Source organism: Pseudomonas sp. ICMP 460, assembly GCF_002723595.1.
GTDB classification, from domain to species: domain Bacteria; phylum Pseudomonadota; class Gammaproteobacteria; order Pseudomonadales; family Pseudomonadaceae; genus Aquipseudomonas; species Aquipseudomonas kitaguniensis.
The window spans coordinates 44,740-67,043 of record NZ_LKBR01000008.1; the positions used below are offsets into that span (position 1 = coordinate 44,740).

Below are 22,304 nucleotides of genomic sequence, written 5' to 3' on the forward strand. Positions count from 1 at the left end.
CCATGCAAACGGAAAAACCTGACGGCGCTGAGGTGTACCGTGAGGCGTATTTCCGTGGGCTGCGTCCAGACCCCAGCCTCTGGGTGGACGAGTGGGCCGACGAGTACATGCGCATTCCGCGTGATACAGGCGCCGCCGAGCCAGGGAAATATCGCACCGGGCGAACACCCTACGCACGCGAGCCGATGCGCTGCCTGTCACCGGCTCACCCGTGCAAGCGTGTGGTCACCATGGTTGCCTCGCAACTGATGAAAACCCAGATCGCCTTGAACTGGATCGGTGCGTTGATCCACATGGTGCCGTCGAACATCCTCACGCTGCTGCCCAGCTTGGGTCTGGCAAAGCGGGTGTCTTCGCGTATCGGTAAGACGATCAAGGCCACCCCGGTGTTGCGTGAACGTGTGGCGGCGAGCCGCTCGCGGGACTCACGCAACACCATGGACACCAAGGAGTTCGAAGGCGGCTCGCTGTACGTCACCACAGCCGGCTCTGCGGCCAACTTGGCCGAGCTGTCGGCGCGCTACGTGTATGGCGATGAGATTGACCGCTGGGAAGTCGACGTAGGCGAAGAGGGCGACCCCATCGAACTGGCGGAAACGCGGGGCAGTACCTTCGGGCGCAATGCCAAGTTTTACTTCTCCAGTTCGCCGACGATCAAGGGCGCCTCGCGCATCGACGATCTGTTCGAGGGTAGTGACCAGCGTTACTACTACGTGCCGTGCCCAACGTGCGGGCACATGCAAACCCTGGAGTGGGAGCGGCTGCATTACTCCCAGGACTTCAGCGTAGTGCATTACGAGTGCGCTGCGCCCGACTGCGACGTGCTGATCGAGGAGCATCACAAGGGCGACATGCTCGCTCGTGGTGAGTGGCGTGCCCATGCCAAGGGCGATGGAGAGACCGTCGGCTTCCACCTCAACGCACTGTATTCACCGTTGGGTTGGACGGGCTGGAAGTCGCTGGCGAAGCAATTCGAGAAGGCGAAAAAGGCCCAGGCCAAAGGCGACCTTGAGCCCATGCAGGTGTTCTATAACACCCGTCTGGCTAAGGTGTGGGACAGCGCGCAAGAGCAAACCAAGGCATCGGTGCTGATCGAGCGGGCGCGCCGGGAAGGCTTCTCCCTCGGTGCGATGCCCGCCGCCGTGATGATGATCACGGGCGCTGTCGACGTGCAGGCTGATCGCCTGGAGTTCATGGCAATGGGCTGGGGCGTCGGCATGGAGCGCTGGGTCATCGATCACCGTGTGATCGCGGGCGATCCTTCGGACGAACGCACCTGGGCGGTGCTGGATGAACTGCTGAAAGAGCGGTACCGGCATCCGTGCGGTGTCGGCCTGGGCATTCTCGCGGTTGCGGTCGACTCCGGTGGTCACCACACCGACGAGGTGTACCAGTTCTGCCGTGTGCGGCGCTGGCGCAACATCTTCGCCATCAAGGGCGCGAGCAAACCCGGTAAGCCGGTAATCGCTCAACGGCCGTCCATGGTGGATGTGACCTGGAAGGGCCAGACCGAACGCGGCGGCGCCGAGCTGTGGTTTGTCGGTACCGACACTGCAAAGGACTGGATCTACAACCGCTACCCGTTTGAATCCGGACCCGGCGCACTGCACTTTGCCAACGATCTGCCGGACGAGTTCTTCGCCCAGTGCGTGGCCGAGCGCAAGGTCGCCAAGTACGTGCGGGGTCACAAGCGCATCGAGTGGATCAAGGGCAAGGCCGAGCGCAACGAAGCCCTCGACCTGATGGTGTATTGCCTGGCGATGGCGCATTACCTCGGAATCAACCGGTATCAGGAACACGACTGGGACCGGGTACGTAACTCGTTGGCCCAGGCCGGTTTGTTCGATGAAAAGGTGGTCGCCGCGGAACGTATCACGGTTGCCGAGCAGGCTCCCGCGACACCGCAAGTGACGCCGCAACCCGTTGCCCCTGTTGCCCAACCGCGACCCGCTGCACCCCCACAACGCCGCAGCTCCACCAGCGGTTACCTGAAGAGACGCTGATATGTCGTTTACTCCGAAGCACCTCGAAGCCATCGAGCGCGCCATCGCACGCGGTGAAAAAACCGTGCGCTACAGCGACCGCACGGTGGAATACCGATCCATCGACGAACTGCTCAAGGCCCGCGACGAGATTCGTACGTCACTGACCAACGCTGCCGGGCCTCGCTCTCGTGTGGTTCGGCTCATGCATGGAGGCAAAGGACTCTAATGGCACGACACTATCCGACGCTGACCCGTAATGGATTCTTGCTGCCGTCGAACATCAAGGCCAGTTACGAAGGCGCGGGTGAGGGCCGACGCTCGGCCAGTTGGGAAGCCACCGACAACGGCATCAACAGCATCAACACCCCGGCCCTGCGTAACTTGCGGGCGCGTTCACGGGCGGCGGTGCGCAATGACCCGTACGCCTTCAATGTCATCGACAAGCGCGTCAGCAACCTGATCGGCACCGGCATCACGCCCAGGCCGACCACGGATGACGCGGCACTGCGCAAACTCCAGCAGCAGTTGTGGGACGACTGGGTTGACGAAGCGGACGCCGATGAACTGACCGACTTCTACGGCATGCAGGCCCTGGTAGCGCGCACCGTTGAAACGGCCGGTGAGTGCTTCGTGCGGTTGCGGCCGCGCAGCCTAAGTGAGGGCTTAGCGGTGCCGCTGCAGCTGCAGGCGCTGGCACCTGAGTTTGTCCCGCACGACAAGTTCGAAACAGCCAAAAACGGCAACGTGATTCGCGCCGGGATCGAGTTCAACCCGGCCGGCAAGCGCGTGGCGTATTGGATGTACCTCTCGCATCCACGCGATTCCTCGTCGTTCAACTCCGGGTACAACCAGTTGGTGCGCGTACCGGCGGCGCAGGTGCTGCATATCTTCGAACCGATGGAGCCAGGGCAACTGCGCGGTGTACCGCGCTTGTCCCCGGTGTTGAAACGCTTGCGAAGTCTGGATAACTACGATGACGCGGTGTTGTTCCGCCAAGAGGTAGCGAACCTCTTTGCCGGCTTCATCAAGCGTCCTGCACCTGAGGCCGGACCGCAAGCGCGCAACCCGGTGACCGGAGAGCTCCTGGTCACAGACCGCGACGGCTTCACCCCAATGGTCGCGCTGGAGCCTGGCACCATGCAGGAGCTGGGACCAGGTGAAGAGGTGGAGTTCTCCAAGCCACCGGACGCCGGCAACAACTACCCGGACTTCATGCGGCAGCAACTGATGGCGGCGGCGGCGGGTTCGGGCACGCCGTACGAGATCCTTACCGGTGATATGCGCGAGGTCAACGACCGGGCGCTGCGGGTGGTGCTCAACGAGTTCCGGCGACGCCTGGAGCAGCTGCAATTCGGCGTGTACGTGCATCAGCTCTGTCGCCCGGTGCGTGCCGCTTGGATGGACATGGCAGTGCTGTCCGGCGCATTGGTGCTGGAGGACTACTCGCAACGTCGGCGGGAATACCTGCGTACACGTTGGGTGCCTCAAGGCTGGGCCTACATTCAGCCAGTGCAGGACGTACAGGCGCGGCAGATGGAAGTACGAGCGGGCTTTGCCTCGCGTAGCGAGATGGTGCTGCGTACCGGCTACGACGCGGAAACGGTCGACACGGAAAACGCCGCTGATCTCGCCAGGGCCACGGACCTTGGACTCAACTATTCGACTCTTGAAGCCATCGCTGTCATCGATGACAAGGAACAACCATGAGCAAAAAAACGAAACCCCGCGTTTATGACAAGGCCGGTAAGCAGGTCAAGGTCTCCGATAAGAGCTGGTATACCTTCCAGGCCAGCGGAGAGGCTGAACAACGCAGCATCGAGATCTTTGTTTACGGCGAGATCGGCGCCTGGGGCGTTACCGCCAATCAGTTCGTGCAGGATCTGCGCGCCATGGATGACGGGGTGTCGCCTGTGACCGTTGCGTTCAACAGCATCGGCGGCGATCTGTTCGACGGCTTGGCGATCCATAACGCATTGTCGCGACTGGGTGAGCGCTGTACCGGGCGCATTGATGCCCTGGCGGCGAGCGCGGCCAGTGTCGCAGTGTGCGGCGCTCACCGAGTGGTGATCGCAGCCAATGCTATGTTGATGATCCACAACCCCTACACCTTTACCGGTGGTGATGCCGAAGACTTCCGCCGTGTCGCGGATGTACTGGACCAGACCCTGGAAGCGATCATCGCGGCCTACAAGGCCAAGGCGCCGGACATCGACGAAGCCGAGCTGCGGCGCATGGTCAATGCTGAAACCTGGCTCACGGCCAACGAAGCGGTGGCACTGGGCCTGGCTGATGAAGTCGGCGATGGCCTCAAGGTTAGCGCCTGTCTTGGACAGGGCAGTGTGTTGCAGCGTTTTCAGCATGCACCGGCCGAACTGCTCGCCCAGCTGGACGAAGAGCCGGAAGTCGAGCCGCCAGAGCCTGATAGCCCGCCGAATCCGCCACCCGTATTAGACGCCGCTGGATTGGCTCTGCTGGTCACCAAAGGTTGCGCGGCGGCCGGCATCAGTAACCTGGTGGAGCCACTGCTTGCTACCACCAGGCTGGAAAGCGAGGCGGTAGTCACGGCCGCGCTGACTAAGGCAAAAGTACTGCACGGCTTGTGCGTCGCAGCACGATTGCCGGAGCTGACCAGCGAGTTCCTGGCCGCTGGCCTGGATGAAGCTGCTGTCAGGGCGCGTCTGTTCGACAAGCTGGTCGGCAGCGGCGGCGGTTTTGAAATCAACAACAGCCTACCGCTGGACAATGATCCTGCATCCACTGTCAAGGCCAAACAGGTCGATAGTAATTTAATCTGGGCAAGCCGGCAGGCAGCGCAGAACGGAACCTCGAAAGGAGTAAGAACATGAAAATCGAATCGATGCACGCGGGCGAGTTCCTGCTTTCCGAAGGCCCCGGCACCATCTCACGCGAAGCGATCAACGTCGCCGCCGGGCCGGCGTTGGAGCCGGGCCAGATCCTTGGGCTGGTTACCGCTACGGGCGAGTTTGCACCCTATCAGCCGACAGCTGAGGACGGATCTGAAAACGCCATCGCGATCCTCTACGGCCCGCTGGGGCAGTCTGATGTGGTTCGTCGCGGCCGCGCCATCGTGCGTCAGGCCGAAGTCAGTGAAGTCCATTTGACCGGCCTCGACCCCGCAGCCGAAAAGGCCCTGGCCGCCCATTTCGTGATCGTCCGTTAAGACGTTCACCTCATTTATCCATCCCGCCGAGTGCGGGATTTTTCGTTTCTGGAGAGTACCCCATGGCCGATATCGCCATTTTTGAAGACGATGCATTCAGCGTCTCCTCGCTGACCGCTGCAATCAATGAGCAGGAATACCTGCCGGGCCGCATCAGCAGTCTTGGCCTGTTCCGCGAAGAAGGCATCAGCACGCTGACCGTGCAGATCGAGAAAGACGGCGACACCCTTGCGCTGGTGCCAGCCGGCGAGCGTGGTACCTCGGGCCTGGTAGTGGCTGGATCCAAGCGTCACATGATCCCGTTTAACACCGTGCACTTGCCACAGCGCTTCACTATCAAGGCCGACGAGATTCAAGGTATTCGCGCCTTCGGTACCCGCAGTGAACTGCAGGCGGTGCAAGATGTGGTCAACAAGCGCCTGGCAAAAGCACGCCGCCAGTTAGACGCCACTCACGAATTTCAACGCATGGGCGCTCTGAACGGTCAGGTGCTTGATGCAGACGGTAAGACTGTTCTGCTGGATATCTACAAGACGTTTGGCGTCTCCCGCAAAAGGCTGTCGATGGGGTTGAACGATCCTAAGACAGAACTGCGAGTCCGTGCCGGAGAGGCTCTCGATCTGCAGGAAGACGCGCTGGGTAGTATCACCAGTTCCGGCTCCCGTGCGCTCTGCGGGAAAAACTTCTGGAACTCGCTGGTCTCCCACGAATCGGTAAAATTGACGTACCTCAACACCATTCAAGCCGCTGCTCTGCGCGGCGATGCCCGTGAAAGCTTCGAGTTCGGCGGGATTGTCTGGGAGCGCTATCGCGGCAAGGTGGCCGGTGTTTCTTTCATCCACGATGACAAGGCATTGTTGATTCCCGAAGGCGTGCCTGATCTGTACATCTCGACGTTCGCGCCGGCCGACTACATGGAAACGGTCAACACCGAAGGCATTCCTTACTACAGCAAGATCGAGCCGCTGCCCTTCAACAAGGGGGTGGCTGGCGAAGCGCAGTCCAACCCGCTGCATATTTGCACGCGGCCGTTGGCGCAGATTCTGCTGGAAATGTGACTGTGGCCTTCCGCGATCTGATCGACGACATCGACGAAGTGGTCTTCGAAACACTGGGCGATAGCGCACGGATCGAAGGCCGAGAAGAACCAGTGCTTGGCATGTTTGCCGCGCCCTGGTTGCAGCCGAAGCTCGGCAAGCTCAACACCGGCTTGCGTGAGCCTCGGTTTGAGATCCGCGTTAGCGATTCGGTAGGCTTGAAACGCGGGCTGCTGGTCAGCGTCGACTTGCCCGCCTTGGACGGCGGCGGCGATTACGACCTGCTGCAGCTGGAACCGAGCGGCGACGGCCTGGTTGCCTTGATCTTGAGGTTACGCCCATGAGTGTCGGTAGCTACTTCAAACCCTCGTCTGGTGGCGGGATGATCTCCATCCAGTCATCGGCCGCAGATCTGCAAGCGTTTCAGGACTTCGCCAAGGTGGTGCCCAAGGCGGCGGCCACAGCGCAACGTCGAGCAATCAACAAGACCCTCGGTTGGCTGCGCACGCACATTGCCCGGGCGGTCAGTCGTCAGGAGCGCATTGCCGTCGCGGCGGTGCGTCAGCGGTTGCGTAGTTACCCGGTGTCCGGTGGGGCTGCAAGCGGCAAGCTGTGGTTCGGTTTGAATGCCATCGAATCCAGCCGAATCGGCCGCGCAAGGCAGACCGGTACCGGCGTTTCGGTCGCCGGCCGGCGTTACCAGGGCGCCTTCTTGAAAAAGGTATACGGCGACAAAGCCGACATCTGGATTCGTACCGCGAGCAAGCATTTCAACGCGGATGACTATCCCGATAGCACGGTGTCACCCGGTCGCGGGGCGAGTTCGGGATGGGTCGCCGAACATGGCAGCCGCTTTCCGTTGGCCAAGGCAAAAGTGTCATTGGAGCAAGCTCGTCCCCACTTTGAAAGCTGGGTACAAAAGGCCGATGAGCGTTTGCTGGAGATACTGAGACAGGAACTCAACTTTGAGATACAAAAATACCTCAAGAGGAGCGGGTAATGGCTGACGAACCTTTTAGCCTGACCCAGTTGTACCAGGCCGTTGAGCAACACCTGGCTACCCATTTGTCTGGGGTTCAGGCTGTAAGCGTCTGGCCGAACATTCAAGACCGCGTCTCGTTGCCAGCGGTGTTCCTGGAACTGGCTGAGATTGAGCCAGGTGCAGATATCGGCACTGGCGAAACCACTTTGGTGTGCAAGTTTGAGGCACGCATCATTGTTGACCCGATCAGTCCTAATCATCAGCATCAGGCGGTGCATCTGGCTACTCAGCTCGCCGTTCTACTGCGGGCGCAGACCTGGGGGCTTGAAGTCGAACCGGCCGAGTTCGTCCAGGCCGTGCAAGATTGGACTCAGCCCATGCTGGATGGTTACACGGTCTGGCTGGTGGAGTGGACGCAGCAGGTGTACCTCGGCCCCGAGGAATGGCCGTGGCCTGATCAGCCCCCGGGTTCGCTATTGTTCGGGTTTAACAACGATGTCAAAGAGGACTTTGTGCCGGCGGCGGACATATGAGTAGCTATGCCAGCGCTCAACATGACCGCATGCTCGCCGGGCTGGTCAAAGATTGTTTTGTGGTGGCGGTCGACTTGGCTGCATCTCCGCCGGTATGTCGGGTTTCGGATGGCGAATGGACTAGCGCCTGGGTGCGTTGGCACAGCATCGCTGCCGGCAAGGCTAGGCATTGGAGGGCTCCGTCTCTGGGCGAGCAGGGGACATTGGTCAGTACCAGCGGTGATGTGGCACAAGGCACCTTCATCCCCGGTCTGTATGGTAATGCCGGCCCTCCGCCGGATAACCGCGATCATGTTGAAGTCTGGCGGTTTGATGATGGCGGTTCGCTGATCTACGACTGGCAAGCCAAGAGCTACAGCATCACCCTGCCCACCGGCACAGTGACCATCAAAGTCGCCAGCACCGAGGCGGTCATCACGGACAGCGCCGTGAATGTGACCACCGGCAACATCAACCTGAAAGCGGCGGTGACCATCGACGGTGCGTTACACGTTACGAAGGGCATCACCAGTGCCGGCGCGATCATTGATGCGGGTGGCAACAGCAACCACCACACGCATTAATTTCAACTCACAACAGCCCACCCAGTGTGGGCTTTTTCATATCTGGAGTTTGCCTTATGAGTAAGTCAAGGGTTGACGGCGAATCTGCGGCCGTCAGTGAAGTTATTGCAGTGCCGGGATTGAAAGCAGCGCCGGTGGCTCTTCCTGTTCCGGCTGGCTCGGTTGAATCCATCGGACCCGCGCGCGTTTTTCGCGACAAGGTTTTTACCTCGCGCACCTTGATCATGCCAAGCGGCAGCCAGCTGCCTGTGGTTGTCAGTCGTGTTACCGCTTGCGGCGATGATCAATATGCGTTTTTGAAAGCGCATCCAGAGCTGGAGCAATTGCAGGAGTAATTCAATGATCGGAATGGACCGCCACACCGGCCTGCCCATTTCCGGCATCGCGCATTTGCGCCAAAGCGTTCCCGATATTTTGGGCACGCCATTGGGCAGTCGCCGGCATCGGCCGGACTACGGCAGCCATCTTCGGCGGTTTGTTGACTTGCCCGTTAACGAAGGCTGGAAAAGCGCGGTACAGGCCGAGGTCGCTCGCGCCTTGGGGCGCTTTGAGCCGCGCTTGAAACTGGATCAGGTGCGAGTCATTTCCGTTGTCGGCGGGCAAATCAACCTGAAAGTCGTCGGGCAGTACCGAGGCGATGGCGTCACGCTGGAGGTGGCCGTATGAGTATCGTGGATCTGTCGTCGTTGCCGGCGCCGACCGTGTTGGAGCCGCTGGATTTCGAAGAGGTTTATCAGGAAGGGCTGGCGGTGTTTCGCGGTTATATGGGCGGCAACTGGACTGCCGCGCTTGAAAGCGATCCGGTGGTCAAGGTGCTGGAGGTTGGCGCGTACATCAAGGTTGGCAACCGTGCCCGGGTTAATGACGCTGGCAAAGCGGTATTGCTGGCACACGCCATACGCGGCGACCTCGATCACCTGGGGGCCAACGTCAATCTAATGCGCCTGGTCATTCAGGCCGAGGATCTGCTGGCGGTGCCACCGGTGCCTTTGGTCATGGAGGATGACGACCCGTTTCGTGAGCGCATCCAGTTGGCCTATGAGGGGTTGACTACGGCTGGCCCGCGAAACAGCTACATCCTGCATGCGCGTAACGCCTCGGGGTTGGTCGCGGATGCCACGGCCGAAAGTCCGGCGCCTTGTTACGTTACCGTAACGGTGCTGGGTTTAGACGGGCAGGGCGTGGCGCCACCGGAGCTGCTGGCCACCGTGGCCGCCGCACTGAATGACGACAATGTGCGGCCGGTGTGTGATCGGGTGACGGTGCAGAGCGCCCAGGTGATCCCTTACCAAATTCAGGCGATTCTGCACATGACCGGCGCCGGTCCCGAAGCGGATGCCAGTTTGGCCGAGGCCAAAAGCCGGTTGGCGGCCTGGATCAATCCGCGCAAACGGCTGGGCGTTGAGGTCGCACGCTCCGGCGTAGACGCTCAGTTGCACGTTGCCGGCGTTTCCCGGGTTGAGCTGGTCGGCTGGCAGGACTTGTCCCCGACCAAGGCTCAGGCGGCGTACTGCACGGGCTATACCGTGACGCTGGCGGGCTGATATGAAAAGCCTACTGCCGATCAACAGCACGCAACTGGAACGCGCCATGGAGGCGACGTTTTTTGAGAAAACGATTGTCCCGCTGCGCGACCTCTACAACGCGGATACCTGCCCGGTGCATTTGCTGCCGCACCTGGCCTGGGCGTGGTCGGTGGATCGCTGGGACTACCGATGGCCGGAGGCGGTCAAGCGGGCGGCCATTAAGGCCTCTTACTACATCCATGCCCACAAGGGGACCATTGGCGCGCTGCGCCGCGTGGTTGAGCCCTTGGGCTACCTGATCGAGATTATCGAGTGGTTCAACATGAAACCCGAAGGGGTGCCCGGCACCTTTGCGCTGAAGGTTGGTGTGTTGGACACCGGTATCACCGAGGAAATGTATCAGGAGCTGGAGCGGCTGATTGATGACGCCAAGCCCGTCAGCCGGAAACTGACGGGGCTGGCCATCAGCCTGGAAACCACCGGTGGCATTAACGTGTTTGCCGGTGTGTATGACGGCGACGAGATTGATGTTTATCCGCCCGTATTGCAGGACATTGAAGTCACAGGCGTTATCGGCGGCGCAGGGCGTGAGCATTCCATTGACGCGCTGGATATTTACCCGCCTTCAAGCGGCGTTATCTCGGTTGACTGCGTGACCGGGGTATCTGCCCGCGAACATTCCATAGACTTTTTGGACGTATATCCATGATTGATGCCAATTCAAAGTTCTACGCCATCCTGACTGCGGCCGGGGAGGCCAAGCAGGTCAAGGCCGATGCAGGTTTGCTGACGTGGAAAATCACCCACATGGCGGTGGGTGATGCCAATGGCCTCGATCCATTGCCAGACCGCATGCAAAAGGTACTGATCAACGAGCGGCGCCGCGCTCCTTTGAACTCACTGGCGCCCGATCCTGCTAACCCGGCCATCTTGGTCGCCGAGCAGGTTATTCCTGCCGACGAGGGCGGTTTTTGGGTGCGGGAGCTGGGGCTGTTTGATGCAGACGGTGACCTGGTGGCCATTGCCAACTGTGCCCCAAGCTTCAAGCCCAAGCTCTCCCAAGGCTCAGGGCGCACGCAAACGCTGCGCATGAATTTTGTGGTGAGCAGCGCAAGTAACATCGTGCTGACCATTGACCCGGCCGTGGTTCTGGCGACACGCAAATACGTCGACGACTCGGTCGCCAATGCAGTCAACCGGCTGGACACCAAGCAATCGGTGTTGGTGGCCACGACGGGGCCAATGGTGCTGGCCGGTGTGCAAGTGATTGATGGCTTGGCCGCTCCCGCTGGCTCTCGCGTGCTGGTGAAGAATCAAGACCAGCCGAAGGATAATGGCCTGTACCTGGTCAGCGCTGATAGTTGGGTTCGCACTGTCGACGCCGATACCAGCGACAAGGTGACGCCGGCATTGCTGGTTAGCGTTGAGCGGGGCACGGTCAATGCTGACACTCAGTGGCAGTTAGTGACGGATGCGCCAATTGTGCTGGGCACCACCGCGTTGAGCTTTCGTAACATCCTGGCTGGCTTGATGGGCAATTTTGCCGGTAGCCGCACCGTTGCGCAGAGTCGCGCCCTGACAGTTGATGAGCGGGGGATGCGTATTGAGTTGGCGGCCGGGGTGGTGGCCACGTTGCCGTTGACAACCTCTGTGCCAGAAGGCACGGCGTATTTGCTGTCAGCGGGTCCGACGTCGACCACCTCTAAACTCACTACGGCCAATGGCGATCAGTTCGCCATGAACAACCTCGCGGTGCCGACCCCTTACACGTTCTCGCCAGGCGGCGACGTGATTGTGGTCCGCGAGGGCAGCGTCTGGCGTGGGCACTGCGGCAGTGAAACGCTGAAGACTTCAAAGCTGTTCAGCGCTTCGATGACCACGCCGGGCTACCAGTTTCTGCCAAGTGGTTTGATTGAGCAGTGGGGCGAGATCACCACGACGGGTGCGGTCAACGAGCCGATCACGGTGACTTTTCCGCTGGCGTTTCCCGTCGCGTGTTTTCACTTTATCGCGACGGCCTCTAGTAGTCCGACAGGGTACGTGGGGGGTGAGGCGCGAGGTAAAGAGCGGGCCGTCGTCACCAGTTCAGCTACCGTGCCACAAGTCTTGTACTGGCGCGCACTCGGAAAATAAGGAAAGCACCATGCTTTATTACTCACCCCAAACTGGCGGTTTCTACGACGATGAAATTCACCTGTCGATACCGGCCGATGCAGTCAACATTACGCAAGATCAGCGGACGGCGTTGTTAACAGGGGAAGCTGCGGGCCGGATAATTCTTGCGGGTGAAAAGGGCTTCCCGGTACTGGTCGATCCTGAGCCGCTTTCTGACGAAGCTTTGATTGCGCAGGCAAGGCAGTGGCGGGATACCGAGATTGATAGCCTCAAATGGTTGCGCGAGCGTCACCGTGATGAGGTCGACGCCGGCCGTTCGACGACCTTGACCTCCGCTCAGTCCGGCGAATTGATTGATTACGTTCAACAGTTGCGCGACTGGCCAGCCGTTGAAGGGTTTCCGGCGAGTAAGACCAAGCCGCTACGGCCCAACTGGATCGACCAGCAAACCCAATAACGCCCCGCCTTGTCGGGGCGTTTTGTTTTCCCGTTACGCGTAACACAGACACCCCTCCCAGCCTCGCTTAAGCGGGGCTTTTTCGTTCCTGGAGATTGAACGTTATGAGTTTCTATCACGGCGTCACCACGACTTCGGTTGATACCGGCGCACGCACTATCTCGCTGCCGTCGTCGTCGATCATTGGGTTGTGCAGCACCTTCACTCCGGGCGTCCTCGGCGGCGGCACCGCCAAGGCCGGCGAGCTGAAGTTGATCACCACCGAGCGCGAAGCCATTGCCGCCTTTGGCGCTGACTCGGCGATTACCAAGGCCTGCAAGGCGATCTATGCCAAAGCCAAGGCGGTGATCGTCGCCATCGGCGTGCCTAAGATGGAAGACGCGGCGCTGCAAACCTCGGCGATCATTGGCGGCGTCCTGGTCTCGGGCCAGCGCACTGGCTTGCAAGCCTTGCTCGATGGTAAAAGCCTGTTTAACGCGCAGCCGCGGTTGCTGATCGCGCCAGGCCACACGGCCACTCAGGCGGTGGCCACCGCGCTCGATAGCCTGGCGCAGAAGCTGCGCGCTATCGGCATTATCGACGGGCCTGGCACCACGGACGAGGCCGCCATGGCCTACGCGAAAAACTTCGGCAGCCGTAACCTGTTCATGGTTGACCCTGGTGTGCAGTACTGGGACACCGAACTCAGCAAGACCGTGGATGCCCCGGGTTCAGCTTGGGCCGCTGGTTTGTTTGCCTGGACCGATGCGGAGTACGGCTTTTGGGCCTCGCCGTCGAACAAGGAATTTACCGGCATCACTGGCACGACCCGGGCTGTGGAGTATCTGGACGGTGACGCGACGTGCCGAGCCAACCTGCTGAATAACGCCAATATCACGACGATCATCCGCGACGACGGTTATCGCTTGTGGGGTAACCGCACGCTGTCGAGCGATCCGAAATGGGCGTTCGTCACCCGCGTTCGTACGCTGTTCATCCTCATGGATGCGGTGCAAGCCGGCCATAAGTGGGCCGTAGACCGCTCGATCACCAAAACGTACGTAACGGATGTCACCAATGGCCTGGAAGCGTTCATGCGCGACCTCAAGGCCCAAGGCGCAATTATCAACTTCGAAGTATTCCCGGACACCGAGCTGAACACGGCCAGCCAAATTGCCCAGGGCAAGGTGTATTGGCGCATCCGTTTTACCGACGTGCCGCCAGCTGAAAACCCGAATTTCCTTTTCGAAGTCACCGATCAGTGGATGACCGAAGTTCTTGAAGCAGCCTAAGAGACCACGCAGATGATTCCTCAAACTTTGTACAACACGAACCTGTTTGTTGACGGCGTTAACTTCTCCGGTGACGTGCCCAGCTTGACGCTGCCCAAGCTGACCAGCAAGACCGACGAGTATCGCGGTGGCGGTATGGCCGGTGCCATTGAGATGGACCAAGGCCTGGAAAAAATGGAAGCGTCCTTTATTACCAAGGGCGTGCGCCGTGAGTCGCTGAAGTACTTCGGCTTGGCCGATGGGACCGCTTTCAATTCGACGTTCCGGGGCGCCTTCAGGGGGCAAAAAGGTGCGGTGACGGCGGTTATCGCCACCTTGCGTGGTCGGCTCAAAGAGGTCGACCCGGGCGACTGGAAAGCGGGTGATTCGGCCGAGATCAAACACGCCATCGCGGTTGCTTACTACAAGCTCGAAATCGACGGGCGCCTCATGTACGAAATCGACATGGTCGCTGGCGTTCAGGTGATCGACGGCAAAGACCAACTCCTCGAAGTGCGCACCGCGCTCGGCCTGTAAGGGAAGAAATCCAGATGAATCAAGTAGACGTAAACAAATTGCCGGATTGGCTGAAGATCACCGCAGAGTCCGCTGTCGTGACACTTTCGCGGCCGAGTGATGCCAATGGGATCAAGGTCGATACGTTGACCTTGCGCGGCCCTACGGTGCGCGAAGTGCGGGCGGCTGACCGCGCCTCTAATGGTGATGCCGAGCAGCGCGAAATGATGTTGTTCGCGGGCTTGGCAGAGTTGGGCGTCAAGGACCTTGAAGGCCTGAAACTGGTGGACTATCGCCGCGTTCAGTCGGGCTATTCGCGTTTGGTCCCGGATACTGATTATTCGGAGTCGATGCCGGCCTGGTTGTCGATCACCACCGATAACGTGCAGGTCACGTTGTCGTGTCCGACCGTGATCAACGGCGTGACCGTCGACAAGTTGACCCTGCGTTCCCCAACCGTGCGCGACGTTCGTTCGGCGAACCGTGAGGCAGGGGGCGATGCCGAGCAGCGCGAGCTGGTGTTGTTTGCCGAGCTGGCCGGTGCGCCGGTCGCAGACCTGGAGGGCCTGAAGCTGGTGGATTTTAACCGCCTGCAGGCCGGCTATTTTCGCATGGACCAAGACGACGGGATTTAACCCCGGCGTTATAAAAATGGCCGCGAAACGTCTGGCGGCGGAAACCGGATTTTCCGCCGCTGAGATTCAGTCGATGCCGTTTGCTGAGATGGTTTGGTGGCTCACGGATTGAGCCTCTTTCGGTGAGGCTGTGCAAATGGGGGCCATGACATGGCGAACAAAATCGCTCTCGGGCTGGTCATCGGCGGCGCCGTCAGCTCGACTGTCGGCGCTGCGTTCAAAGATGTAACGGGGCGCATCAAGCGTCTTGAGGCCGAAGGTAACAAGGCGCGCGTTCTGCAGCGCACTATCGGCGACACCATTCGCTTGCGCGAGGAATGGAAGAAAGCCCATGACAGCGGCTCTGCTGGGGCGTCGAAGTTGCTGGGTCGGTTGAATTCAAATCTGGACATGCTTAAAAAGCAGGGTATTGAAGTCGGCGGGCTAGAGAAGGCCTATCGGTCCCTGGGGCAGACCGCGAACAAGGCAGAGCTTAAAGCCAAAGGACACCAGCAAATTAATGCCGGCAAGGACGGCATGAAAAGCGCGGTCGGCGCAGCTGTCGTCGGGGTCGGCATGCTGGCAATTCCGACGAAGGTGAGCGCTGACTTCGGTGCCATTGTTCGTGATATTGCGATCAAGGCTGGCATTGCCAACAAGCCGCAAGAGCAGGAGGTTTCGCGAAAAATCATTGATACGTCGCGCGACACCGGCATGGCACGTAACGAAGTCGCCGACGTGGTCAATCAGTTGGTCGGCGCCGGCATGGATTTGAGCAAGGCGTTGGAATATGCGCCGGTCGCGGCCAAGTTCGTTGTGGGGCAGGGATCAAGTGGCGTAGACACGGCCAAGATGATCAACGCCTTAGGGCAGAACGCCAAGATCACCGACCCCAAGCAGATGCAGCAAGCGCTGGAGGCGATTGCCTACCAAGGGCAGGCGGGCAGCTTTGAAGCCGCCGACATGGCCAAGTGGTTCCCTGAACTGTTGGCCAACATGGGCAGCCTGGGTATCACTGGCATGGATGCGGTGACTCAGTTGGGCGCCATGCTGCAAGTGCAGATGAAGTCTGCCGGCGGCGCCGATGAGGCGGCGAACAACCTCAAAAACTGGATGGGCAAAATAGGTTCGACCGACACGGTCAAAGCCTACCAAAACGCTGGCATTGACTATAAGGGCTCGATGCAAACCGGTTTGCAGAACGGTATGTCCACGCTCGAAACGAGCATGGCGTTAGCTCAGAAGTACATTCAGGCCACCGATCCGAAGCGTGCGGCCGCGATGGCCGAGGCAACGGCAAAGATCAGCAAGGAATCTGACCCGCAGAAAGCCAAGGCCATGATGGCCTCGCTGGAAGAGTCATTGCGCACCGGCGACCTGTTCGCCGACATGCAGGTGAAGGCTGCGCTTTCCGCTTACATGCAGAACAAGGCGCTGTATAGCCAGCTCAAAAACGATTCGCGCGACGCAACCGGCATCCTCGACAAAAACCTCAGCGAGCGCCGCGAGTCGTCGTCACAAAAGTGGGCCGAGATGGCCCAGTCGATGGACGACGCAATGCGCAGCGTTGGGGACGCGCTACGCCCTGTCACGGATACCGTGGCCGAGACGCTCACCAAAGTCACCAAAGGGATTACTTCGCTGTCAGACAGCACCCCTGGGGTGGTAACGGGGATCGTGGCGGTTGGTGGAGGCCTTGTTGCGTTAAAGGGTTTGCTCAGTTCGTTCAAGATCGCTAAAGGGTTGCTCAACCTCGCGCGGGGCTCGCTGGGCGGAAAGTCTGGTGAAGTGCAAAAAGTCTTCGTCACCAACGCCAAGGATGGCGACGGCGAGGGCAGTGGGAAAGGCGCAGAGCCCAAGGGCAAGGCCGGTAAAGCGCTGTCGCTGGTTGAAACAGGGCTTAAGGCGGTGGCCGCTTTCAAAGGGGAGCCCGCCGATGGTGACGACGATAGCGAGGGTAAAGACGACAAGAAGCCGGGCAAGTTCGACCTGGTCGCGACTGGCCTCAAGGTGGTTTCGCTAGCGCAGGAGGCGGTATCTGGCGGCGACGAAGGCGCTGAAGGTGGTGCTGCGGGTGGAGGCGACGACGGCGTCAAAAGGGTTTTCGTTGTAAATGCGAGTGATATAGGCGCAGCTGCTGGAGGGGCCGGCGAAGCGCGTCGACGTGGTCGCGGTGCAAGGCGCACGCCTTCGCGTCGTCGGCCGAGACCACCTCGGGCGGGCGGCCCGCCGCGCCCGCCCGTGCCAAGGCCGGGACCGCCAGTACCTCGGCCGCCGGTGCCCAATCCGCTCCCGCCGAGACCGCCTGTGCCTCGGCCGCCGGTGCCGAGTCCGCTCCCGCCGAGACCGCCAGTACCCCGGCCACCGGTGCCGATTCCCCGCCCGCCGATTCCACCGGTACCGCCGGTACCGGTTCCCAGCGGGGCGTTGGCCAAGTTGAGTGGCGTGGTGCAAGTGGCAGGCAAGGTCGGCAAAGCCGCCAAGATGATACCGGGCGCCTCGGTGATGGAAGCTGGCGCGATGGCGTTCGACACGTTTGAGAATGCCACGACCCAGAACGAAAAGGCTGAAGGCTATGGCGCGGCCGCTGGCAATTTGGCCGGGACCATGGCCGGCGCGGCGGCGGGTGCGGCCATTGGTTCTGTGGTGCCGATTATTGGCACCGCCATCGGCAGTTTGATTGGCGCGTATGTCGGCAGTCAGGGCGGCTCGGTGTTGGGTGGCTCCTTGGGCAAGTCGCTGTTTGGTGGCGATGATGAAAAGCCCGAGGAAAAACCGGAAGCAAAGCCGGCGCCACTGATCACGCCATTACTGATGGGGCCGCGCCCTGGTCCGGCAGTTCCAAGCTTGGCCACCTTGACTCAGCCGCTCAATGGGTCGGCCGATCAGGACAAGGCGAACGGTTCCGGCGCGTTGCTGATGGCTCATGCCCCGGCGCCTCAAGGCCCGGTGCTGGGCGACGTCGCGCGCGCAATGGCTGTACAGGCACCGGTTAAGCCGGCGGCCGTGGCCATTGAGCCCAAGGCGCCGGAAAAGCCGGTCCCGGCCAAAGTGGATCAGCAGTTTCAGTACTCGCTAAACATGCCGGTCACGGTGCAGGGGGATGTCAAAGATCCACAACGCTTTGCACAGGATCTGATGCCGCACATGCAGCGGATGATGGCCGATGCGGCGAAACAGAACGCGACGAAGCTGTATGACGAACCTCACTTATAAGGGGGCTTTATGGCCTATATGGAACAGTTGCAATCGGGCCTCAAGTACCTGGTAGACGCGGGGGAGGCCGGGCGGCGCAGCGTTGACGGCATGCTGGGGCCGGTTAACGGTGCCATCAGTGAAATAACCGGCGCCGCGTCCGAACTGGAAAGCATCCCGTTTGTGGGGCCAGCCATCGGGGCCAAGCTGCAACGGGTCATGCGGGGGGTGAATGCGGCACAGGCCAAGGTCGGCCAGGTGGCAGCGGTGTACGGGCGTGCCACGCGTGCCGCCGCCGAAGTACAGGAACGATTGGGTACGCTGAAGGAGCAAGCGGGCAAAGCGGCCACGGCGATCAACAACATTGCCGGCAAAATCAGTCCGTCACTGGCGAACATCGTGCCCACCAGCTCTTTTGCAGTGGACGCCACGCCGGCACCGGAAGCGGTGAAGCCGTTCCCGCACTTGCTGATCATCCAGCCGCGAGACCCCAAGGTGCAGCCTTATTACTTCAACTTGGATACGGCGGCCTTCGACGAGCTAAGCCGCTCGACTGAATTCCGCTGGGCTTCACAGGAGCGCTTATCGCGGCGGCCGGCGCAGCAGGCCGTGGGCCAGGGGGATGAAAAGCTAACCCTCAAGGGGACGATTTACCCGGGCTTCAAAGGTGGTCTCAAGCAGCTCGACACGTTGCGCACCATCGGCGGCAGGCTACAGCCGCTAACCCTGACCACGGGCTATGGCGAGGTAATCGGTACTTGGTGTCTGAAGGCTATCAACGAGGAACAGGGCGCGCTGTTGCACGGCGGGATTCCGCGTAAACAAGGGTTTAGTTTGGAGTTTGTGCGTTATGGCGACGATATGCAGAACGTCTGATGGGGACATGCTCGATGTCATTTGCCATAACGTTTATGGCCATCTGAACGGAACCACCGAAGCGGTGCTCGATGCCAATCAGGGGTTGGCTGACGAGCCCCAGCCTTACCGCGCGGGGGTGGTGATCGTGCTGCCTGATCTGCCCAGCCCGACCGAGGAAGGGATTAGCTTGTGGGATTGACCTCGGGCCACACCGCCGCTGGCAACTCGTTGCGTTACGCGTAACGGCACTCTGTTTTGACCCGCCTGGTGCGGGCTTTTTTTTGGATAAAATCCATGACACCCACCTTTCGAATCGTGGCCGATGGTTCCGACATCACGGCTCTGATCAATGATCGACTGTTGTTGCTGCGCACCTCTGACAAGCCAGGTATGGAATCTGACGAGTTTGAGTTGCGTATCGATGACCGGGACGGCCAGGTGCAACTGCCTTCGCGTGGCAGCTCAATCGAGATCTACCTGGGCTATGTCGAAACGGCCCTACAGCGCCTGGGGCGTTACGCGGTCGATACGGTCGAAGTGTCCGGCCCGCCGGATACGATTGTGATCAAGGGCAAGGCCAGCGACATGCGCGGCAGTGGTAAGACCATCCGTAGCGGCAGTTGGGAGGACGTGCCGCTGTCTAAGATCGTGAGCGACATTGCGGCGCGCAACGGTTGGCAGTCAGGGTGCCCGGTGGCCACGAAAGTGGTCCGGGTGGATCAGCTCAACGAGTCGGATTTTAATTTCATCACACGCTTGGCGAAGCAATATGACTGCACGGCCAAGGTCTCTGACGGCAAGCTTTTGGTCATGCCGCGTCAAGGTGGCCAGACCGCGAGCGGCAAGACGTTCGGCGCGATCACCCTGACGCGCAGCGACGTCAGCCGCTGGCAGTTCAGTCTAGGCGACCGCAACTCGCACAAGGCCGTGGCGACCAAACATCAGAACAAGAAGGACGGCATGCTATCGGTGGTCACCATTGATAACGATGACGCGCCGGATGGTTTGCCGGCGGTGCATACCGACCGGCATATCTACCCAAACAAAACCGCTGCCGAATCGGCGGCCAAGGCGCGCTTGGCGGCGTTCAATCGCTCGACCGCTGACGTGCGGTTTGAGATGCCTGGCCGGACAGACATTTTTGCCGAGCGGTCGATCAATGCTCAGGGCTTCAAGGTCGGCCTTGATGGTGAGTACTTGGCGGATTCGGTTGAGCAGGTGTTTACGCAAGCGGGCTGGTCCACCACGGTCGAGTGCAATGCCGGCAAGAAAGGCAAATCTAAATCGGCGAAGAAAAAGAAAGCAACGGCGCCGCTCAAGGTAGTGAACGTCGAAAAACAGTAACGAATCTCTGGCCGCCCAAGTGCGGTTTTTTTATGTCTGGAGTGTTTATGCCCGTCACTGAGCAACAACTACAACGCATCATGCCGAACGCCCGCCGCCAAGCGGGCGTTTTTGTATCCGCCCTCAACGTGGCGATGGTCAATCGCCAGATCAACACGCCAAAACGCCAGGCCGCGTTCCTGGCGCAGGTCGGTCACGAGTCGGGTCAACTGCAGTACGTCCGCGAGCTGGGCGGCGATCAGTACCTGAGCAAATACGACACCGGCAAACTGGCCGCGAATTTGGGTAACACACCTGCAGCAGATGGCGATGGCCAACGCTATCGCGGTCGCGGTCTGATTCAGATAACAGGGCGCAACAATTACCTGCGCTGCAGCCTGGCCTTGTTTGGCGACGAGCGATTGCTGCGCACGCCTGAGCTACTCGAGCTGCCGCAATGGGCCGCCGAGTCGGCCGCATGGTTCTGGTGGGTGCGCGAGTTGAATGCCCTGGCAGATCGAGACGAGTTCGAGGCCATCACTCGCAAGATCAATGGCGGCCTCAACGGATTAGCGGATCGGCTGGAGCTGTGGGAGCGGGCGAGGGCGGTGCTATGAGCCTGATCCCCACGCCGCATCGGCTGCTGGCCAACGGTGTGTTGCTGGCCGTGTTGGCTGGCAGTACTGGCGCGCTGGCCTGGCAAGTTCAGGCTTGGCGCTACGGTCAGCAGCTGGAGCGGCAAGCCCGCCTGCATGTCGACGGTCTGAACCAACAGGCCCAGGCAGCGGCTGCTCAGCAGCAAGCCGAGCAGGATAAGCGCCTGGCATTGGAACGAAGACTTTCCGCCAGTGAGCAAACCTACTACCGAGTTTTGAATGATGTCCAACGTGATCAAAGTCGTTTGCGCGACCGCCTTGCCACTGCTGATTTGCGCTTGTCAGTCCTACTCGACGCCACCGCCAAACCCGCCAACGGCTCAGTGCCTGCCACCGCCGCCGCCGGCAGCGTGGTTCATGGCACCACAAGAGCCCAACTTGACCCGGCGCATGCTCAACGAATTATCAGCATCACCGATGCCGGCGACCAAGGACTGATCGCCCTGGCGGCCTGTCAGGCCTACGCCAAAGAAGTCTCAACACCGAAGTGAAAAAGAGCGGTCGGGTTGGATGCGTCAACATCCAACCCGACCGCCGTCCCTGCAGATCGTCCCTGCAAGTCCAGCCATGGCTCTTACTCCGTGCACGAAGCGCGGCGAGCCTAGCACCTGTTTATCCATACAGTAAAGGTCTTGCTTTTATGTCTACACCCATCATCCCTTGGATGGGCGGCAAACGCCGCCTGGCCGACCGCCTCATCCCGCTCTTCCCACCCCACGAATGCTACGTTGAAGTCTTTGCCGGCGGCGCCGCACTTTATTTCATGCGGCCCCAGGCGGCGCCGGTTGAAGTACTCAACGACATCAACGGTGACCTGGTGACGTTGTATCGTGTCGTGCAGAACCACTTGGAGGAATTTGTGCGCCAGTTCAAATGGGCGCTCAGTTCGCGCCAAGTGTTCGAGTGGCAGAAGATGACCCGCCCTGAAACCCTCACCGACATCCAACGCGCCGCCCGATTCTTTTATCTGCAGCACCATGCCTTCGCCGGCAAGGTCACCGGGCAAACGTTTGGTACTGCCACAACCGGCCCGGCCATCAACCTGCTGCGGATCGAGGAGAACCTGTCTGCAGCGTGGCAGCGTCTGTCTGGCACCTACGTCGAAAATCTCCCCTGGCTTGAATGTGCCGAACGCTACGACCGTGCTCACACCTTTCATTACATGGACCCGCCTTACTGGCAGACGGCAGGCTACGGCGTGGACTTTCCTTTCGAGAATTACGAGCGCATGGCTGACTTTATGCGGCGCTGCAAAGGCAAGGTGATGGTCAGCATCAACGATCACCCCGACATTCGGCAGGTGTTTGAGGGGTTTCACTTTGAGATGGTGGACATTCGGTACAGCACCACCAACCAGCGCCAAGCGAGGGCTGAGTTGAGCGGTGAACTGATAATCATGAACTGGGAGCCGGCAGCGTTGGGAGGGTTGTTTTGAAGTGCGATTTTCTTACGCTGATTAGCTTGCTATGCGATTACGCGAGAGCGTTACTGTGGTCACTCAAACGAAGGACGC

Annotated in this window: 26 protein-coding genes and 1 pseudogene; all 27 read left to right on the top strand. The window is 60.3% G+C overall.

Annotated elements, in window-relative coordinates:
• The first annotated feature begins 2 nt into the window (after positions 1-2).
• The 27 genes and pseudogenes from AO240_RS07905 to AO240_RS08030 all read left to right on the top strand — a co-directional run bounded on the left by AO240_RS07905 (position 3) and on the right by AO240_RS08030 (position 22,226).
• Positions 3-2,003 (top strand): phage terminase large subunit family protein, encoded by a 2,001-nt coding sequence (locus AO240_RS07905; protein ID WP_099235999.1) that lies wholly within the window; start codon positions 3-5, stop codon positions 2,001-2,003.
• Between the two features lies 1 nt (position 2,004).
• A complete protein-coding gene (locus tag AO240_RS07910; protein ID WP_056783432.1) occupies positions 2,005-2,211 on the top strand; it encodes a phage head-tail joining protein in 207 nt (68 codons plus the stop codon).
• Complete coding sequence (locus tag AO240_RS07915; protein ID WP_099236001.1) at positions 2,211-3,692, top strand: phage portal protein; 1,482 nt, start codon at positions 2,211-2,213, stop codon at positions 3,690-3,692. The genes AO240_RS07910 and AO240_RS07915 overlap by 1 nt, the downstream gene beginning before the upstream one ends.
• Entirely contained in the window at positions 3,689-4,831 is a 1,143-nt protein-coding gene (locus tag AO240_RS07920) for a head maturation protease, ClpP-related (RefSeq protein WP_099236003.1), read from the top strand. Before AO240_RS07915 ends, AO240_RS07920 begins: the two co-directional genes overlap by 4 nt.
• On the top strand, positions 4,828-5,166 hold the full coding sequence (locus tag AO240_RS07925) for a head decoration protein (protein ID WP_099236005.1): 339 nt from the start codon (positions 4,828-4,830) through the stop codon (positions 5,164-5,166). The genes AO240_RS07920 and AO240_RS07925 overlap by 4 nt, the downstream gene beginning before the upstream one ends.
• Positions 5,167-5,228: 62 nt before the next feature.
• A complete protein-coding gene (locus AO240_RS07930) occupies positions 5,229-6,224 on the top strand; it encodes a major capsid protein (RefSeq protein ID WP_099236007.1) in 996 nt (331 codons plus the stop codon).
• A 2-nt stretch (positions 6,225-6,226) separates the two neighbouring features.
• A complete protein-coding gene (locus AO240_RS07935) occupies positions 6,227-6,547 on the top strand; it encodes a hypothetical protein (RefSeq protein WP_099236009.1) in 321 nt (106 codons plus the stop codon).
• Positions 6,544-7,203: a hypothetical protein gene (locus AO240_RS07940; RefSeq protein WP_099236011.1), complete on the top strand. Its 660-nt coding sequence runs from the start codon at positions 6,544-6,546 to the stop codon at positions 7,201-7,203. Before AO240_RS07935 ends, AO240_RS07940 begins: the two co-directional genes overlap by 4 nt.
• Positions 7,203-7,718, top strand: a complete 516-nt coding sequence (locus AO240_RS07945) for a hypothetical protein (RefSeq protein WP_099236012.1) — start codon at positions 7,203-7,205, stop codon at positions 7,716-7,718. Before AO240_RS07940 ends, AO240_RS07945 begins: the two co-directional genes overlap by 1 nt.
• Positions 7,715-8,281, top strand: a complete 567-nt coding sequence (locus AO240_RS07950) for a phage baseplate assembly protein V (RefSeq protein WP_099236014.1) — start codon at positions 7,715-7,717, stop codon at positions 8,279-8,281. The genes AO240_RS07945 and AO240_RS07950 overlap by 4 nt, the downstream gene beginning before the upstream one ends.
• Positions 8,282-8,337: 56 nt before the next feature.
• On the top strand, positions 8,338-8,616 hold the full coding sequence (locus AO240_RS07955; protein WP_099236016.1) for a hypothetical protein: 279 nt from the start codon (positions 8,338-8,340) through the stop codon (positions 8,614-8,616).
• Between the two features lie 4 nt (positions 8,617-8,620).
• Positions 8,621-8,947, top strand: coding sequence for a GPW/gp25 family protein (locus AO240_RS07960; protein WP_099236018.1), 327 nt, complete (start codon positions 8,621-8,623; stop codon positions 8,945-8,947).
• Positions 8,944-9,825: a baseplate J/gp47 family protein gene (locus AO240_RS07965; RefSeq protein WP_099236020.1), complete on the top strand. Its 882-nt coding sequence runs from the start codon at positions 8,944-8,946 to the stop codon at positions 9,823-9,825. The genes AO240_RS07960 and AO240_RS07965 overlap by 4 nt, the downstream gene beginning before the upstream one ends.
• A 1-nt stretch (position 9,826) precedes the next feature.
• Positions 9,827-10,516, top strand: a complete 690-nt coding sequence (locus tag AO240_RS07970; RefSeq protein WP_099236022.1) for a phage tail protein I — start codon at positions 9,827-9,829, stop codon at positions 10,514-10,516.
• Positions 10,513-11,940, top strand: a complete 1,428-nt coding sequence (locus AO240_RS07975) for a phage tail protein (protein ID WP_099236024.1) — start codon at positions 10,513-10,515, stop codon at positions 11,938-11,940. The genes AO240_RS07970 and AO240_RS07975 overlap by 4 nt, the downstream gene beginning before the upstream one ends.
• A gap of 10 nt (positions 11,941-11,950) precedes the next feature.
• Complete coding sequence (locus AO240_RS07980) at positions 11,951-12,379, top strand: phage tail assembly chaperone (RefSeq protein WP_099236026.1); 429 nt, start codon at positions 11,951-11,953, stop codon at positions 12,377-12,379.
• Between the two features lie 104 nt (positions 12,380-12,483).
• Positions 12,484-13,650: a phage tail sheath family protein gene (locus tag AO240_RS07985; RefSeq protein ID WP_058411102.1), complete on the top strand. Its 1,167-nt coding sequence runs from the start codon at positions 12,484-12,486 to the stop codon at positions 13,648-13,650.
• Between the two features lie 12 nt (positions 13,651-13,662).
• Entirely contained in the window at positions 13,663-14,166 is a 504-nt protein-coding gene (locus AO240_RS07990; RefSeq protein WP_058411101.1) for a phage major tail tube protein, read from the top strand.
• Positions 14,167-14,180: 14 nt separating this feature from the next.
• Positions 14,181-14,483 (top strand): annotated as a pseudogene (locus AO240_RS28880) (phage tail assembly protein); the annotation flags it as partial.
• Between the two features lie 12 nt (positions 14,484-14,495).
• Positions 14,496-14,780: a phage tail assembly protein gene (locus AO240_RS28885; protein WP_256585898.1), complete on the top strand. Its 285-nt coding sequence runs from the start codon at positions 14,496-14,498 to the stop codon at positions 14,778-14,780.
• A gap of 150 nt (positions 14,781-14,930) precedes the next feature.
• Positions 14,931-17,975, top strand: coding sequence for a phage tail tape measure protein (locus AO240_RS08000; RefSeq protein ID WP_099236030.1), 3,045 nt, complete (start codon positions 14,931-14,933; stop codon positions 17,973-17,975).
• Between the two features lie 9 nt (positions 17,976-17,984).
• Complete coding sequence (locus AO240_RS08005; protein ID WP_099236032.1) at positions 17,985-18,830, top strand: phage tail protein; 846 nt, start codon at positions 17,985-17,987, stop codon at positions 18,828-18,830.
• Positions 18,805-19,011: a tail protein X gene (locus AO240_RS08010; protein WP_099236034.1), complete on the top strand. Its 207-nt coding sequence runs from the start codon at positions 18,805-18,807 to the stop codon at positions 19,009-19,011. Before AO240_RS08005 ends, AO240_RS08010 begins: the two co-directional genes overlap by 26 nt.
• Positions 19,012-19,106: 95 nt before the next feature.
• The gene (locus AO240_RS08015) at positions 19,107-20,156 is read left to right on the top strand and encodes a phage late control D family protein (RefSeq protein WP_099236036.1); all 1,050 of its coding nucleotides are present in this window, start codon (positions 19,107-19,109) and stop codon (positions 20,154-20,156) included.
• A 47-nt stretch (positions 20,157-20,203) separates the two neighbouring features.
• Complete coding sequence (locus tag AO240_RS08020) at positions 20,204-20,752, top strand: glycoside hydrolase family 19 protein (RefSeq protein ID WP_058411095.1); 549 nt, start codon at positions 20,204-20,206, stop codon at positions 20,750-20,752.
• Entirely contained in the window at positions 20,749-21,282 is a 534-nt protein-coding gene (locus AO240_RS08025) for a lysis system i-spanin subunit Rz (protein WP_099236038.1), read from the top strand. The genes AO240_RS08020 and AO240_RS08025 overlap by 4 nt, the downstream gene beginning before the upstream one ends.
• Before the next feature lie 149 nt (positions 21,283-21,431).
• Positions 21,432-22,226 carry a DNA adenine methylase gene (locus AO240_RS08030; protein WP_099236040.1) on the top strand — a complete coding sequence of 265 codons (795 nt, stop codon included), beginning with the start codon at positions 21,432-21,434 and terminating at the stop codon, positions 22,224-22,226.
• Positions 22,227-22,304 lie beyond the last annotated feature (78 nt).